Annotated in this window: 13 protein-coding genes; 8 read left to right on the forward strand and 5 right to left on the reverse strand. The window is 63.4% G+C overall.

Annotated elements, in window-relative coordinates:
- Positions 1–7 precede the first annotated feature (7 nt).
- The 5 genes from FAZ98_RS30795 to FAZ98_RS30815 all read left to right on the forward strand — a co-directional run bounded on the left by FAZ98_RS30795 (position 8) and on the right by FAZ98_RS30815 (position 4,366).
- Positions 8–1,231, forward strand: a complete 1,224-nt coding sequence (locus FAZ98_RS30795) for an alpha-hydroxy acid oxidase (protein WP_158957397.1) — start codon at positions 8–10, stop codon at positions 1,229–1,231.
- A 55-nt stretch (positions 1,232–1,286) separates the two neighbouring features.
- Entirely contained in the window at positions 1,287–1,814 is a 528-nt protein-coding gene (locus FAZ98_RS30800) for a 2,4'-dihydroxyacetophenone dioxygenase family protein (RefSeq protein ID WP_158957398.1), read from the forward strand.
- A gap of 85 nt (positions 1,815–1,899) precedes the next feature.
- Positions 1,900–2,628 carry an SDR family NAD(P)-dependent oxidoreductase gene (locus tag FAZ98_RS30805; RefSeq protein ID WP_158957399.1) on the forward strand — a complete coding sequence of 243 codons (729 nt, stop codon included), beginning with the start codon at positions 1,900–1,902 and terminating at the stop codon, positions 2,626–2,628.
- A gap of 50 nt (positions 2,629–2,678) precedes the next feature.
- Positions 2,679–3,689 (forward strand): 2-dehydro-3-deoxygalactonokinase, encoded by a 1,011-nt coding sequence (locus FAZ98_RS30810; RefSeq protein ID WP_199272492.1) that lies wholly within the window; start codon positions 2,679–2,681, stop codon positions 3,687–3,689.
- Complete coding sequence (locus FAZ98_RS30815) at positions 3,686–4,366, forward strand: 2-dehydro-3-deoxy-6-phosphogalactonate aldolase (protein ID WP_158957400.1); 681 nt, start codon at positions 3,686–3,688, stop codon at positions 4,364–4,366. The genes FAZ98_RS30810 and FAZ98_RS30815 overlap by 4 nt, the downstream gene beginning before the upstream one ends.
- Before the next feature lie 46 nt (positions 4,367–4,412).
- On the opposite strand, the gene FAZ98_RS30820 is transcribed toward FAZ98_RS30815, so the two are convergent.
- From FAZ98_RS30820 to FAZ98_RS30840, 5 genes are all read right to left on the reverse strand, one after another.
- Positions 4,413–5,153 carry a GntR family transcriptional regulator gene (locus FAZ98_RS30820; protein WP_158957402.1) on the reverse strand — a complete coding sequence of 247 codons (741 nt, stop codon included), beginning with the start codon at positions 5,151–5,153 and terminating at the stop codon, positions 4,413–4,415.
- 131 nt (positions 5,154–5,284) lie between these two features.
- A complete protein-coding gene (locus FAZ98_RS30825) occupies positions 5,285–6,295 on the reverse strand; it encodes an ABC transporter permease (protein WP_158957404.1) in 1,011 nt (336 codons plus the stop codon).
- A complete protein-coding gene (locus FAZ98_RS30830) occupies positions 6,292–7,854 on the reverse strand; it encodes a sugar ABC transporter ATP-binding protein (protein ID WP_158957406.1) in 1,563 nt (520 codons plus the stop codon). Before FAZ98_RS30830 ends, FAZ98_RS30825 begins: the two co-directional genes overlap by 4 nt.
- On the reverse strand, positions 7,844–8,803 hold the full coding sequence (locus tag FAZ98_RS30835; RefSeq protein ID WP_158957408.1) for a substrate-binding domain-containing protein: 960 nt from the start codon (positions 8,801–8,803) through the stop codon (positions 7,844–7,846). The genes FAZ98_RS30830 and FAZ98_RS30835 overlap by 11 nt, the downstream gene beginning before the upstream one ends.
- A 409-nt stretch (positions 8,804–9,212) precedes the next feature.
- A complete protein-coding gene (locus FAZ98_RS30840) occupies positions 9,213–10,106 on the reverse strand; it encodes a LysR family transcriptional regulator (protein WP_158957410.1) in 894 nt (297 codons plus the stop codon).
- Between the two features lie 267 nt (positions 10,107–10,373).
- Between FAZ98_RS30840 and FAZ98_RS30845 the strand changes: the two genes are divergently transcribed.
- From FAZ98_RS30845 to FAZ98_RS30855, 3 genes are read left to right on the forward strand one after another with little or no spacing between them, the layout of a single operon-like run.
- Positions 10,374–12,443: a hydantoinase/oxoprolinase family protein gene (locus FAZ98_RS30845; protein WP_158957412.1), complete on the forward strand. Its 2,070-nt coding sequence runs from the start codon at positions 10,374–10,376 to the stop codon at positions 12,441–12,443.
- Positions 12,440–14,191: a hydantoinase B/oxoprolinase family protein gene (locus FAZ98_RS30850; protein WP_158957414.1), complete on the forward strand. Its 1,752-nt coding sequence runs from the start codon at positions 12,440–12,442 to the stop codon at positions 14,189–14,191. The genes FAZ98_RS30845 and FAZ98_RS30850 overlap by 4 nt, the downstream gene beginning before the upstream one ends.
- Positions 14,188–15,294: a M24 family metallopeptidase gene (locus FAZ98_RS30855; RefSeq protein WP_158957416.1), complete on the forward strand. Its 1,107-nt coding sequence runs from the start codon at positions 14,188–14,190 to the stop codon at positions 15,292–15,294. Before FAZ98_RS30850 ends, FAZ98_RS30855 begins: the two co-directional genes overlap by 4 nt.
- Positions 15,295–15,318: the final 24 nt, after the last annotated feature.

Below are 15,318 nucleotides of genomic sequence, written 5' to 3' on the forward strand. Positions count from 1 at the left end.
CGTGCCCATGACCATCTCGAATATTGAAGACCTGCGTCGCGAAGCGCGGCGCAAGCTGCCGAGAATGTTTTTCGATTACATCGACGGCGGCGCCTTTTCAGAGCACACGCTCACGCGCAACACCGAAGACTTCGACCAGTGGACGCTGGAGCAGCGCGTGCTCGTCGATCTGTCGAAACGCGATCTGTCCGCCGAATTTCTCGGCGCGCGTTATTCGATGCCGGCCATGCTCGCCCCGGTGGGATTCGCGGGATCGTTCTGGCCGGACGGCGAGGTGCAAGCCGCACTCGCGGCGACGGACGCGGGCATTCCGATGTGCCTTTCCACGTTCTCGGTGAATTCGATCGAGGAAGTGGGCGCCGTCATGCCACGGGGTCTCGCCATGCAGCTCTACGTGTTCAAGGACCGGGAGCTGGCCTCGGAGATCATCCGGCGCGCGTGGAAGGTGGGCGTCACCACGCTGTTCCTCACGGCGGATACGAATGTCTCTTCCGTGCGCGAGCGCGATACCCGCAATGGTTTTCGTACGTCTTCGTCGCTTAATCTGAGTACCGTGCTCGACCTGCTCTCGCGGCCCGCGTGGTGCGTTCGAATGGGGCTGCATGGGCGGCTGATGCTCGGCAACGTCAAGGGCAAGCCCGGCGTGCCGGGCAATCTGATGGCGCAGGCGGCCTATCTGTCGGCCAATGTCGACCCGAGCATGAGCTGGTCGGACCTTGCCTGGTTACGCCAGCAATGGCCCGGCAAGCTCGTCGTCAAAGGCGTGCTGTCGATCGAGGACGCCGGCAGGGCGCTGGACGGCGGCGCGGACGGCGTGTGCGTGTCGAATCACGGCGGACGGCAACTGGACGGCGCGCGTTCGACGATTTCCATGCTGCCCGAGATCGCCCGTTTCGTTGCCGGCCGCGCCGAGATACTGCTCGACAGCGGCATTCGCCGCGGCAGTCATATTGTCAAGGCGATCGGTCTGGGCGCAGACGCCGTTCTGCTGGGTCGCGCCTACGCGTATGGGCTTGGCGCGTCGGGCCGCAAAGGGGTTCGGCAGGCGATCGAATTGCTGCGCACGGAAACCGAACTGACGCTCGCGTTGATGGGCATGTGCTCTATCGACGAACTACGCGCGAATCGTGGCGCCGTGCGACGCCTCGCTGGCGAGCGTTCGGCGGCTGCGCGTTCCCCCGCTGAACGTGTGCGCGATGCCGCTGAAAACGAGGTAACGGCGGATCGGTAAAGGATCGGTAAACATCGAGAATCACGTCCCCCAAATCAAACACTGGAGAAGAGCAATGGCTGAAACTGTTGAGAAGTATTCGCCCATGACGCCGTATCAACTTCCTTTCCCCAAAGAGGCGCAGAAGGAAGTCGTCGTTCCCATGGCGATTCCGGAAGACGAGCGTGTGTGGGTGCCGCAAGCGGATAATGTTTCGTTTCGCCCGCTCTGCCTGAACGCATCGCAGGGGTACTGGATGAACCTGCTGCGGGTGCGCAAGTCGGGCGTGTTGAGCCGGCATCGTCACCCGCAAGGCGTGCATGGCATGGTGCTCAAAGGGCGCTGGAAGTATCTCGAACACGAATGGACCGCCACCGAAGGCAGCTATGTCTACGAACCGCCGGGCGAAACGCATACGCTCTATGTGCCGGAAGACGTGGAAGAAATGATCACGTATTTCCAGGTCAATGGCGTGATGTTCTACTGCGACCCCTACGGCAACTATACCGGCTACGAAGACGTGTTCACGAAGATCGACATGTGCCGCAAGCACTACACGGAGGTTGGCCTCGGCGCCGACTACGTCGATCAATTCATTCGATAGCGCGTACGAGAGAGTCAATCATTTCTCGTAGATTAATTGTGTAGCACTACTACATTGATTGAATTTGGTACTTTTCGGACCTGATATGACGTTCAAAGAGAATTTGCTCGAAGGGAAGGTCGCGCTCGTTACGGGCGGGCGTTCTGGCATCGGTGCCGCTATCGCCAATCACCTTGCGCGGCTCGGCGCGAAAGTGGTCGCTGCGGGATTGCCGCAACCGGAAAGCGCGCCGAAAGCGCTCGACGGAGGGATCGAGGAGATCGCACTCGACGTCTGCTCGGACGCCGATGTCACCGCCGTATTGAGTCGGTTCGAGCGCCTCGACATCCTGGTGAATTGCGCGGGCGTGATCCGTCGCGGCGATGAGCACGAAGTCGAAGTGTTCGAGAAGGTGCTCGACATCAACCTGAATGGAACGATGCGAGCCTGCGCCGGCGCACGGAAGCTGCTGAAGGAGTCGTCGGGGTGTATCGTGAATACCGCTTCCATGCTGAGTTTTTTCGGCGGCGGCCTGGTGCCCGCTTACAGTGCGAGCAAAGGCGGCGTTGCGCAACTGACCAAATCCCTTGCGATTGCCTATGCCGCAGACGGCATTCGTGTGAACGCCGTGGCGCCTGGCTGGATTGCCACGCCACTGACTCAGGCACTGCAAAACGACGAAGACCGTTCGAAAGCCATTCTCGGCAGGACGCCGCTCGGGCGTTGGGGTACGCCTGAAGAAGTCGCACAGGTGGCCACGTTTCTCTGCACGCCTGCCGCATCGTTCATGACGGCGTCGATTGTTCCGGTCGATGGCGGCTATCTCGTTGCTTGACCTATCACGCCATGGCTTCCAGGAAACTGACTGAATCGACGGTACCTTCCATGCGCGAGAAATCCACCGGCACACCCGTGCTCATCGGGCTCGATTGGGGGACATCGTCGTTACGCGCCTACCTCTTTGATGCCACAGGCGCGGTGATCGATCGCCGCCATTCGGACAACGGCATCATGCGCTTGCCGAAACCGCGTGAGGTCGGTGGTTTCGACGCGGCATTCGAAGCCATCTGCGGAGACTGGCTGGAGAGCCACGATTTGCCGGTCGTCGCAGCGGGTATGGTCGGCAGCGCACAAGGCTGGATGGAGGCGCCGTATGTGAGCGCTCCGGTCAACCGCGCGCCGCTGGCCGCCGCGCTTGCCACGGTCGAGTCTTCGCGAGGCGTGACGGTGCGGATCGTGCCGGGCGTCATTGCTCACGGCGCGGCCCCGAATGTGATGCGCGGAGAAGAAACGCAAATCTTCGGCGCGTTGGTGGCGCACCCGGAACTCGCACAGCGCGGCAAAACGTTGATCGGCTTGCCGGGAACGCATGCTAAATGGGCGTTCGTGGTCGATGGGAAGATCGAACGCTTTCTGACTTTCATGACCGGAGAGGTGTTCGGCGTCCTGCGGGATTACTCGATCCTGGGGCGCACGATGCATCCGTGCCCGGACACCCACGACTCCGCTTTCTTGCGGGGCGTCGAGACGGCGAAGGAGCACGGCGAAGCGGGTGTGCTCGCAACCATGTTCAGCGCGCGGACATTGGGGTTGACCGGCGAGTTGCCGCCCGAGGAGCAGTCCGACTACCTTTCGGGGGTGCTGATCGCGCACGAGCTGCTCGGTTTGCAAAGTCATCTCGCGGCCGAAGATTCGACGTTGTCCGACTGGGCCCTGGCGTTGATCGGTCAGTCCGCGCTCTCCCAAAGATACGCGACGGCGCTGGGTCGGTTAGGTTGCGTTGACGTACGCGTGCTGCACGGAACCACGGAATGCGGTCTTTTTCAAATTGCTCGCGATTCCGGCCTGCTATCGCCGTCGCCAACGTGCGCAGGGCAAGTCGGGGCAAACCAATGACGACGCACAGCTTATCGAACGATCCCCGGCAAGCGGGCACTCGCGCCAGATTCGACACGGCGCTCAGTGCATGCCCGCTGATCGCCATCCTTCGCGGTATCGAATGCGGCGAGGCCGCCGCCCACGCAAGCGCCTTATACGAGGCGGGATTTCGTGTGATCGAGGTGCCGCTGAATTCGCCTTCTCCCTTGGACAGCATCGAGGCAATCCGCAAAACGTTGCCTCCCGACGCCATCGTGGGTGCCGGTACGGTGTTGACACGAGCGGAAGTGCTGGGCGTAAGCGACGCCGGCGGGGAATTGATCGTCATGCCGCACAGCGACCCCGAGGTGCTGGCGGCCGCGGTTGAGTGCGGCCTCGTCACCGCGCCGGGCGTTGCGACGCCAACCGAGGCGTTCGCGGCGCTCAAATCGGGCGCCGACGCGCTCAAGCTATTCCCGTTCGAGCAACTCGGTCACCGCGTGCTAAAGGCGTGGCGCAGCGTCATGAATCCAGGTATCGCGCTGATTCCAGTGGGCGGCGTTCGGCCCGAGGACGTTGGCGCTTTGCTCAAGGCTGGAGCGAGGGGCCTGGGATTGGGTTCAGGCTTGTACCGGTCGGGCCAGACTGTCGACGCTACGCGCGCGACCGCGCAGGCTTACGTTGCCGCATGCGAAGGCGCGCGTTTCACCGCATAGGCAGCATGCCGTGCCTGCTCGCTTCGAACAGGTATTTCGGCTTGCCCTAGGACGTCTTCGGCGGTGTTGCCAGTCGTTGTCGACCATGCGTGATTTCCGATCCCGGCATGGCGCCTTTCGGTGGGGTCGTCTGGATGGTATCGACCATATGCGTAAAGCTTTGCCGGGTACGGCCGATGTGTTTGTCGATCAAATCGAGCGTCTGCGCGATGTCGCCGCTTCGCGCGGCGGCGGCAATTTGCTGATGCTCGTCGAAGCTAAGGTCGGTGTGCCGCGGTCGTACGGCAAGGTGCGTGCGCAACGCGGCGATCTTGCCGCTGTGAATGGCATACGTGCTGGCCATCAGTTGATTGCCGCAAAACTCGAAGAAACACTGATGAAAAGCGGTGTCGCATTCGAGGTAGAGACGCGCATCCCCCTTGGCGCGCGCATCGGTCATGCGTTGTACGATCTCGTCGAGTTTATCGGCGAAGCCCGCGCCGCCCCGTTGAATCGCGTGCGTGATCGCGGTGCCTTCGAGCGCTTGCCGCAGTTCGCACAGTTCACGGACCTCGACTTCGTTAGGCAGAAATACCGTAGCGCCGCGTTGCGGGAGCACTTTCACCAGGCCTTCCATTCTTAGCAGCGACAAGGCCTCGCGAACCGGTGTTTTGGACACGTGCAATATCTCAGCCAGAACACGCTCGGACAAAGGTTGGCCTAATTCATAGTCGCCGCGGACAATCGCCGCGCGCACTTTGGCGGCCACGGTCTCGGCGAGGGATGTGCTGCGTTCGATGGGCTCCATCAGATTCGTCCAGTTTAAGGCAGGGCAATCATACGTCAGAACGGCTACGGAGGGGACTGACGATCCTTTCGGTTGCAGTGAGCGGACCACCGGCAAGCGGTCCGCTCGGCCCGTGAAAATGGCAAGGGCAATCAGGCGTTGCCGCGTTCCGTGACCTGGCTAAGCATGACCGCGCCCACGATCAGGGCGCCGCGAACCACGTACTGCCAGTATTCGGAAACATTCAGCAAGGTCATGCCGTTCCCGATGACGCCAAGAAACAGCACGCCGATAAACGTCCCCCAGATCCGGCCCTTGCCGCCGAACAGGCTGGTCCCGCCGATAATGGTCGCGGCGATCACATCGAGCTCCATACCCGTCGCTGTCGTGCCCGTGCCGGAGCCGATTTGCGATGCAATGAGAATGCCGCTGAGCGCTGCGAGTGCACCGGTCAGAACGAGCGTCGCCGTTTTGACGAGCGATACCTTAATGCCGGAAAGACGGGCCGCTTCGGCATTGCCGCCCACGGCATAGACCGCCCGTCCGAAAGTCGTATAGGTCATGACGAAATGCATGACGAGCACCACGGCAACAAAAACGAACGCCGGAAACGGTAAGCCGAAAAGGGCGCCGTTCCCCACGAAATCGAACCAACCGGGGAACGTGGCCAGAGGATAGCCGCCGGTGATGAGATTGGCCGCGCCGCGTAGCGCGGCAAACAAACCCAGTGTCGTGATGAAGGTCGGAACGTTGAAAGCGGCTTTCATGATTCCGCTGAATGCGCCGCACATCATGCCTGCGACGATTGCCGCGAGCGAGCCGAGGATGACGGCCGCCACGCTGCCGATCAACGGCGTGCAGGTGCCCACCACCCACGCGAGAATGCAGCCGGAAAGTGCCATGCCGGACCCGACGGACAAGTCGATTTCCGCACAGATGATCACCGCGGTCATGCCGCACGCCACGATGCCCAGCATCGAAATGGCGCGCATGACGTTGAGCAGATTCGAAAACGTCGAAAAGCCCGGCGCGCAAAACGCGAGCATGATCGCCACCACGATCAGCACCATTTCGAGCATATAGCGGTAGAGCGTCGACCGGTTCGGCTGCCTGGCCGCCATCGTTGCCGTCGTGTTTGTCATTGCACTTCCCTTGGCGGTCATTGCGCGCCCTCCATCATGATTTGGTAGAGATCGTCGAGTGCGATCGTTTGAGGATTGACTTCCGCGACGATCCTGCCGCGATGCATGATCAGAATACGGTCACAGACTTCCAGCAGTTCTTCCGGCTCGCTCGACACCACGACTGCGCTCATGCCGTGGCGTGTTTTTTCGCGGATGATGCCGAAGATCTGCTCCTTGGCTTGTACGTCAATGCCGCGGCTGGGCTCATCGAAAAACATCACGTCCGGATTCGTGTTGAACCAGTTGCCGAGAACGACTTTCTGCTGGTTGCCGCCGGACATCGAAGAGACAGGAAGCTGCGGGCGCGGCGCCTTGATCGCGAGATCGATGATCTGTTGTGCGACCGGAGCGGACTCCATTTTCTGGTTGATAAAAGCGAAGCGCGACATGCGGTTGAGACCGGCGACGCACAGATTGGTGTGGATAGAGTGCATCTGCACGAGGCCGTGTTCTTTGCGGTTCTCCGGCGTGTATCCGAGCCCCAGCTTTTTCATGCGCGCTGGCGTGGGCTTGTGCACCGCCACGCCATGAAGCTCGATCGTTCCGGCGTCGAGCGGATCGGCGCCAAAGATCGAACGGAGTAGTTCGGTGCGCCCGGCGCCCAGCATGCCGGCGATGCCGAGTACTTCGCCGCGTCGCAAATCGAAGCTGATATCCTCGAAAACTCCGTTGCGTTGCAGGTCCTTGACCGACAGCGCGGGCGGCGACACCGCCAGCGTTCGCGGCTCGGCGCGCGCCGGCACGTGATGCTCACCGAACATGGCTCGAACGACCTCCTTCGGACTGGTTTCCGCGATCGGCAACGAGCTGATGTGCTCGCCGTCGCGCAATACCGTACACGTGTCGGCAATGTCGAATATTTCGTTCATGCGATGCGTGATGTACAGCATCGTCACACCGTGCGAACGAAGCAGGCGAACCAGCGTGAACAGGCGTTCCACTTCGCGGTGGCTGAGCGCCGAAGTCGGCTCGTCGAGCAGCAGCACCGAAGGCAAAGTCGCATAAGCCTTGACGATTTCCACCATCTGCTGTTGCCCGACCGGCAGTTTCGAAACGGGAGCGTCGGGTGACACATCGAGCCCGGTGGCTTCGAGCATAGCGAGCGCATCCTGCCGCAACTGCTTCCAGTTGACGTTGCGCGCGAGGCCTTTGCCGCTAACCGGCAAGCGCCCGAGAAAGATGTTTTCCGCCACCGAGAGCGTGGGCACCAGCGACAGTTCCTGATGCACCATGCGGATACCCACGTCGAATGCATCGGCAGGATGACGAAAATCGCATGGCTTGCCGTCAATGACGAGCTGGCCGCTGTCCGGCCGGATCGAGCCCGCCAGGATCTTGAGCAAGGTTGACTTGCCGGAGCCATTCTTGCCCATCAATGCGTGAATCTGGCCGGACTCGAAGCGGTGCGTGAAGGGGCGCAAGGCGACGTTGGCACCAAAGCTACGAGCCAGGCCGCGCGCCTCGATGCGCGCGGCGGCCTCCGGCAGCAGGTTCGCGCGGGCGCCCCGGGAGATCACGGAAGCGGTCTCAGTTGACATTTTTGAGGCTTGCGGCGTAGTTGGCGAGCGTCTTCGGATCGTCGCGGCTGAGCGGAACGGCGGGGACCTCGACCACCTTGTCCACCGGTTGGCCCTTCACGGCCTTCATGGCCGCCTTCACCGCTTCGCGCCCGATGAGCTTGGGCTGCGCCGCCGTGGTGGCGACCAGGACATCGTCATTGTCCTGGAGGAAACGGGTCAACTGTTCCGAGCCGTCCGTGCCGAAAACGAACACCTTGCCTTGCTTGTTCATGCGCCGGACCGCCTGCACCGCGCCCACCGTGCCGCCTTCATTGGCCGCGTAAATGACGTTGATTTTCGGGTTGGCGGTCAACATGTCGCTGACCACGGAAACGGCTTTCTCAGCGAGCCACGCATCCTGTTCGGCGACTACATTCACCGTGCCGCCCTTGCGTGCCTCGGTCAGGAAGCCCTGAGTGCGCGCATTGCTCAATTCCGGCAACTGGGCCTTGAAGCCGATCAGGCCGACCGTCGCAGTGCCGCCCAATTTCTGCTTGATGAAGCGGGCCGCGGCTTTGCCGGTTCCTCCGCCCATGATCGCCCCCGACGAACCGACGCGCGCGGCGGGAAAGTCGGCCTTGACGTCCGTGGTCCACGTAACGATCTGCACGCCTTTGTCGTGGGCCCGCTTTAGCGCGGGAATCGACGCCTGATCGCTCAGCGGCGCAATGACGATAGCCTTGACGCCGCGCGCAACGTAAGTGTCGATCAGGCTCGCTTCTTTCTCGGGTTTGTTGTCCGAATTGCCGTCGAGTATTTGCACGCCTTCGGATTTCGCTTCTTCATCCATTCCTCGCGCCACGCTGCGCATGAACATGTCCTGCTGAAAAACAACCCCGGCGATGGCGATGTTGTCTGCCGCGTGTGCAAGGCCGGCGCTGACTAAAGTGGTCGCCGCGGCGAAAACCACCAGAACACGCTTGTACATAGGAATCCTTATGAATAAATTGAATCGCACCACGAAGGGAAATTGGAACCCGCGATATCAAACAGCAGGACGCGAGACTGTCACCAGAAATCCCACCATCTGACCCATTCTGCCGTCTGGTATCTGGAATACCAGTCATTGTAGGAGGATCGTCTGCCCGTTCTATCGGGACTTTTACCGATGAGGCGACGATTCATCGTCAGCGGAAAAGCCAGTGGAGATCAGGCGAGCGAGGCGAGCGCTGTGGTTAAGGCGCGGCGTGAGGGCGGGGCGGGGTGAGGGATCGCGAGGTCTCGCGCGCGTCGCGGGTCGCAATGCGCGCGCGTTTCCATCTTTGCGGCGCCGGGTCGTCAGGGATGAAAAGCAAACGGCGCCTTCGAGCGATGAGAACGCGCCGGGTGACAGGCAATCAGACTTTTTGTTTCTCGTGCTGCCGGATCAGGGCCACGAGTTCGCGAATCTCGGTCAAATCCGTATTTGCGCTGCGGAAGTAATGCATCCAGAGATGCATGGGTTCCATCGCCACATCGAGTTCCACGAGCTTGCCTTCGGCGATGTCGTTCTGGACCGCGCGGCGCAGCGAGCACGCGATCCCGACACCCGCCACCACCATGCCACGCACCATGTTCATGTCCTGGGCCTGAAGCGCGACCTCGACGCGTGAAAGTCCCGCTGCCGCGAGCATGGCCGCGATCGTGCGCCCGAAATACGACGCGCTGTGCGCGACCACGAACGCGTGGTTCGCCAGTTCCTGCACGGGAATGTCGCTCGCGCGCGCGAGCGGGTGATTGGGCGACGCGATGATGGCGAGCCGGTAGCGGCCGAGCGGTTCGGTCGCGAGCCCCGGCACTTCGCCGTCGCTCAGCATGAAACCGAGATCGGCGTGACCCGAGCGGCACGACGCGTGCACCTCTTCGAACGTCCCCGAACGCGCGATCAATTCGATCTGTGGAAACCGCGCCGCGAATTCGCTCAACGGTTTCGCGAGCAACTGATCGGCAACGAAACGCTGCGCCGCGAAGCGCAGTTTGCGTTTCGATTTGCGGATGTCCGACGAGACCGCCGTGGCGCGTTCGAGCGTTTCCAGCGCGTAGGCGTAATACGCGTGGCCCGCTTCGGTGAGTTGCGGGGCGGCGCCTGGGCGCCGCTCGAACAGGCGGTTGCCGAGCTTGGTTTCCAGGTCGCGAACATGCACGCTCACGGACGGCTGCGAAATGCCGAGCGTGGCCGCCGCCGCGCCGAAGCCGCCCGATTCCACCACGGCGACAAACACTTCCAGCCCTCGAAACGTTACCGGCAGCATGACGGGCGTTCCTCCTCGTTGCGTCGAATCGACGGATCGGGCCGATTCTGCCAAATCGCGCCGCCAGGTCATATCCGGTCATAGCCCTATGGCTATGAGGTCATAGCCCGCTGGCGCATTGCCGCGTCGTTGCCCGCGCTCGTACTCTGTGTGCCAAGGCCAAACAAGACAAAGCACGGAGACACCCGCAGCATCCCCCGCCTTTCGTCCGGCCCTGGACCTTACATGCCGCAAGCGCATGCGTTTCCATCACGACCAGGAATTTCGATGAATCAGATAGGTGTAGATATCGGTGGCACGTTCACGGATCTCGTCGGCTATCGCGCGGGCGAGCTGCTGCTCGCCAAGACGCTGACCACGCCGGCCAATCCCACGCAAGGCGTCGCCAACGCGCTCGAACTCGCCAACACGGAACTCGGCGAGCTCGACGAATTCCTGCACGGCTCGACCATTGCCATCAATACGGTGCTCGAGCGCAAGGGCGTCGTCACGGCGCTCATCACGACCGCGGGCTTTCGCGATGTCTACGAAATCGGCCGCGGCAATCGCCCCGAGGCGTTCAATATTCATTTCCAGCGCCCGCTGCCGCTGATTCCGCGCGATCTGCGCTTCGAGGTGGCGGAGCGTCTGAATGCGCGCGGCGACGTGCTCACGCCCCTCGACGAAAGCGCCGTGCGTGAACTGGGCGCGCAACTCGTCGAAGCCGGCGTCGAATCGATTGCGATCTGCTTTCTGCACGCCTACGCGAATCCGCAGCACGAGATCGCGGCGGGGCGCATTTTGCGCGAGGCATATCCGGGTCTGTTCGTTACGCTCTCGCACGAGATCCTGCGCGAGTTCCGCGAATACGAACGCACGTCCACGACCGCGCTGAACGCTTATGTGGGGCCGCGTGTGCAGAAGTATCTGCATACGCTCAAGTCGCATCTCGACGCGCGCAGCTTCAAGGGCGCGATTCATATCATGCGCTCGAACGGCGGCAGCATGTCGCTCTCGCATGCGGCGATCGAACCGGTTTCGATGATGGAATCCGGACCGGTGGCGGGCATGATCGCGGCGGGGCACGTCGCGAAGGTGCTCGGCATTCATCAGGCGATCGGCTTCGACATGGGCGGCACGACGGCCAAAGCCACGCTCATCACCGAAGGCATTCCCGCTATCGAAGACGGCTATTACATCGGCGGTTACGCAACCGGCCAGCCGATGCAGTTGCCCGTGGTGTCGATCGTCGAAGTGGGCGCGGGCGGCGGCAGCATCGCGTGGTGCGACCGCTCGGGCGGCCTGCACGTCGGGCCGCAAAGCGCCAGCTCGACGCCGGGCCCGGTTTGCTACGGGCGCGGCGGCACCGAACCCACGGTCACCGACGCCAACGTCGTGCTCGGCCGCCTGAATCCGAGCCGCTTCCTCGGCGGCGGCATGGCGCTCGATCTGGAAGGCGCGAAGCACGCATTGCGCGAACGCGTGGGCGCCGGGCTCGAGTTGTCGGCGGAACAGGCGGCAATGGGCGTCGTGCAGATCGCCGACTCGGCCATGGCGCTCGCCGTGCGCGCGGTTTCCGTGCGCAAGGGCGTGGACCCGCGCGACACGGCCATGATCGCGTTCGGCGGCGCGGGGCCGGTGCACGCGGCCGCGCTGTGCAAGGAAATCTACATTCCCACGCTCGTTATTCCCAAGCTGCCCGGCAATTTTTCCGCGCTCGGCATGCTGCTCGCGCCGTGGCGTCACGATCTCGTGCGCACGCTCGTGGGCGAACTCGGCAAGCTCGACCAGCAGGCCGTGCAGGCCGCGTTCGAAGAACTCACGAACGCCGCGAAGCATCAGCTCGAAGAAGACGATCTCAGCGATCGCGAGGCGCGTCTCGACTTCGCCGTGGACCTGCGCTATCGCGGCCAGGAGCACAGTATCACCGTGCCGCTCGCGGGCCCGGACGCGCTCTCGCACACCAACTCGGAAATGCGCGCGCGTTTCGACGAACTGCACGAGCAACGCTACGGCCACTCGGCCGACGGCGAAATCATCGAGGTCGTGAATCTGCGTCTGACCGCGACGATCGTGCGCGGCGACCACAACGCCGACGACTTCATCAGCGCACCGTTCACCGTGCGCGAACGGCAGGCGGAGCAAGAGCGCGAAGTGTATTTCGACGATTCGGCCACGCCGCTGCGCGCGCGCATTCTCTGGCGCCCGTCGCTCGAACCCGGCTTCACGGTGGAAGGTCCGGCCGTGATCGAGGAACCGCATTCGACCACGGTGATTTTCCCCGGCGACGTCGCCCGCATCACCGAACACGGCCATATGGTCGTCACGATCAAACTGCCCGAAGGAAACGCGCAATGAACGCTCAACCCGCCAGTCTTGCCAACAAGCCCGTCGCGAAGGCCGCGAGCCGCGCCAAGGTCAACCCCATCACGCTTGAAGTCGTCACGAATTCGCTGATCGCCTACGCCGAGGAAATGGCGCTCGCGCTCTGCAAATCGGCGTACAACATGATGATTTACGAGGTGCGCGACTTCTGCTGCGGCCTCATCGACACCGAAGGCCGCATGATCTGCCAGAACGAAGGCGGCCTGCCGATCTTTCTCGCCGATCTCGGTATCGCGGTGCTCGACGGCATCGAGCGTTACGGCCTGGACGGCTTCTCGCCCGGCGACGTCATCATCATGAATCACGGCGGCGTGTGCGGTCAGCATCTGAACAACGTGGTCGTGTATACGCCATGCTTCTTCGAAGGCAGGGTGGTGGCGTTCGCCGCCAACCGCGCGCACTGGGCCGACGTGGGCGGCCTGCGCACCGGCTTCGGCAACGTGCAGACGTACGAGATCTATCACGAGGGCATCCAGATGCGCTCGATCAAGATCTACGATGCCGGCCGCCGCAACGAAGGCGTCTGGCAGATGATCACCGACAACGTGCGCTTTCCCGACGCCTCGCTCGGCGACCTGCGCGCGCAGATGGCCGCGTGCCAGCTCGGCAGCCGCCGCCTCGCGGAACTGTTCGGCCGCTTTTCCGTGCAGACGGTGAACGACTGCATCGCCGCGTCGTGGGATCAGGCGGAAGCCGAAGCGCGCGCCGTGGTCGAGCGCATTCCCGACGGCGTCTACACGGCCGAATCGCGGCTCGACAGCGACGGCCGCCGCCTCGACGTGCCGCTGCGCGTGAAGGTGAAAGTCGTGGTCGAAGGCTCGAATCTGACGATCGATTATTCGGAGATGAACGAGCAGGTGCCGGGGCCGCTCAACTCGGGTTATTCGGGCGGCTTGTCGGCGGCGCGCGTGGCGTTCAAATGCATCACCATGCCGCACGCGCCCGTGAACGAAGGATGTTTTCGCGCGCTCACGCTGATTTCGCCCGAAGGCACCATGCTCAACGCGCGTCCGCCCGCGGCGCTCGGGCTCTGGAGCATCGCGTTGCCGACCGTCATCGACACGCTGCTGCGCGCGCTCGCCATCGCACTGCCCGATTTCGTGCCGGCCGCGCACAAGGGCGACATGGGCGGTTGCTCGTTCTACGGCCAGCGCGAGGAAAGCGGCGACCGTTACGTGCTGATGAACATTCTCGGCGGCGGCTGGGGCGGGCGCGCGGAGAGCGACGGCGCCTCGGCTTCGGTGTCGATCTGCCAGGGCGACGTGCGCAACACGCCGGTCGAGCTGCAGGAGATCCGCTATCCGTTCCTCGTCGATCGTCACGAACTGCGCGAGGACAGTGGCGGCGCGGGACGTCATCGCGGCGGGCTTGGCGTGGTGCTCAGCTATCGCGCGCTGCAGAAGAGCACGGTCAACATCAATCTCGAACGCATCATCGACCCGCCCTGGGGCGCGGAAGGCGGTCGTCCGGGCGCGAGCAACGTGGCCGTGATCCAGCGCGCCGACGGCACCGAGCGCTCGGTCACGAAGGAAAGCAATATTCCGCTCGGCGCGGGCGACGTGGTGACGTTCTGGACCGCGGGCGGCGGCGGTTTCGGCAAGCCGCAGGAGCGCGATGCGGACGCGCTCGCGCACGATCTCAAGCTCGGCTATGTGAGCGCGGCACGCGTGTCGAGCGACTACGGCGTAACGGTGGAAGCCGTGACCGAGGCAGCGCAATGAGCGCCGCCCTCGCGGCCTTTCGCGAGGCGCGCCTGCGCCGCGCGATGGACGACGCGGGCGTGGACGTGCTCGTCGTGCCCGGCGACGCGTGGCGCAGCGACTATCTGCGCTACGCGATCGACGTGACGCCCATGGAGGGCCACGCGATCGCGTTGATCGGGCGCGACGGTACGAAGCGCGTGTTCGTCTCGCATCCGCAGGAAGCCGCGCGCATTGCCGGCGAGGTGCCTGCGGCGGAAGTGACGTGGACGGCGCGTGTGGCGGACGCGGTGCAAACGCATCTCGCCGCGCGCTGCGCCGGGCAGCGCGTCGCGCTGGTCGCGCCGCAGGTGGCGTCGACGACACTCGCGCACGGCCTGCACGGCGGCGGCGTGAAAGAAGCGACCGCGTGGTTCGACCGGCTCATGGTGGCGAAGAGCGCGAGCGAAGCCGACGCCGTGGCGCGCGCCACGCAACTCGCCGACGCGGGTTACGCCGTGTTTCGGGAGGCCGCGCAAGTGGGGCGGCGCGAATACGAAGTCGTCGCCGAAGTGGAAGCGTGGTTTCGTTCGCAGGGCTGCGCCGAGAACTTCATCATCCTCGCCTCGGGCGGTGTGGACGTGCGCGGCATGCATCCGCCAGGCGAGCGGCGCATTCAGCCCGGCGACCTCGTGACGACCGAACTCACGCCTTGCATCGACGGCTATTACGCGCAGATTTGCCGCACGCTCGTGACCGGTGTGCCGACGCAGGCGCAACGCGACGCCTACGCGGTGTATCTCGAAGCGCTCGAAGCGGGCATCGCCGCCGTGAAGCCGGGCGCCACGCACGGCGAGATCGCGTGCGCGCAGAACGACGTGTTCCGCCGCCACGGTCTCGCGGAGTACATCACCTCGGCGTACACGCGTGTGCGCGGTCACGGCGTGGGCCTGTATGTCGATGGCGTACACGTGCTCGAGGACGTCGATCTCGTGCTCGAGCCCGACATGACGCTGATCGTGCATCCGAACACGTATCACCCCGGCGCGGGCTATATCGTGCTCGGCGACACGGTGCGCGTGAGCTCGACCGGTTGCGAAGTGCTGACGCAAACGCCGCGCGAACTGTTTGCGGAGTTGCCATGAACCACGTGAATCTGGGAGTGACGG

Origin of the sequence: Paraburkholderia acidisoli (genome assembly GCF_009789675.1) — a bacterium.
GTDB lineage: Bacteria > Pseudomonadota > Gammaproteobacteria > Burkholderiales > Burkholderiaceae > Paraburkholderia > Paraburkholderia acidisoli.

Excerpts from the sequence above, each read along its gene's own strand:
- FAZ98_RS30805 (WP_158957399.1), top strand. The coding sequence starts at position 1,900 with ATGACGTTCAAAGAGAATTTGCTCGAAGGGAAGGTCGCGCTCGTTACG.
- FAZ98_RS30840 (WP_158957410.1), bottom strand. The coding sequence starts at position 10,106 with ATGCTGCCGGTAACGTTTCGAGGGCTGGAAGTGTTTGTCGCCGTGGTG.
- FAZ98_RS30810 (WP_199272492.1), top strand. The coding sequence starts at position 2,679 with ATGCGCGAGAAATCCACCGGCACACCCGTGCTCATCGGGCTCGATTGG.
- FAZ98_RS30850 (WP_158957414.1), top strand. The coding sequence starts at position 12,440 with ATGAACGCTCAACCCGCCAGTCTTGCCAACAAGCCCGTCGCGAAGGCC.
- FAZ98_RS30820 (WP_158957402.1), bottom strand. The coding sequence starts at position 5,153 with ATGGAGCCCATCGAACGCAGCACATCCCTCGCCGAGACCGTGGCCGCC.
- FAZ98_RS30815 (WP_158957400.1), top strand. The coding sequence starts at position 3,686 with ATGACGACGCACAGCTTATCGAACGATCCCCGGCAAGCGGGCACTCGC.
- FAZ98_RS30845 (WP_158957412.1), top strand. The coding sequence starts at position 10,374 with ATGAATCAGATAGGTGTAGATATCGGTGGCACGTTCACGGATCTCGTC.
- FAZ98_RS30800 (WP_158957398.1), top strand. The coding sequence starts at position 1,287 with ATGGCTGAAACTGTTGAGAAGTATTCGCCCATGACGCCGTATCAACTT.
- FAZ98_RS30830 (WP_158957406.1), bottom strand. The coding sequence starts at position 7,854 with ATGTCAACTGAGACCGCTTCCGTGATCTCCCGGGGCGCCCGCGCGAAC.
- FAZ98_RS30835 (WP_158957408.1), bottom strand. The coding sequence starts at position 8,803 with ATGTACAAGCGTGTTCTGGTGGTTTTCGCCGCGGCGACCACTTTAGTC.
- FAZ98_RS30825 (WP_158957404.1), bottom strand. The coding sequence starts at position 6,295 with ATGACCGCCAAGGGAAGTGCAATGACAAACACGACGGCAACGATGGCG.
- FAZ98_RS30795 (WP_158957397.1), top strand. The coding sequence starts at position 8 with ATGACCATCTCGAATATTGAAGACCTGCGTCGCGAAGCGCGGCGCAAG.
- FAZ98_RS30855 (WP_158957416.1), top strand. The coding sequence starts at position 14,188 with ATGAGCGCCGCCCTCGCGGCCTTTCGCGAGGCGCGCCTGCGCCGCGCG.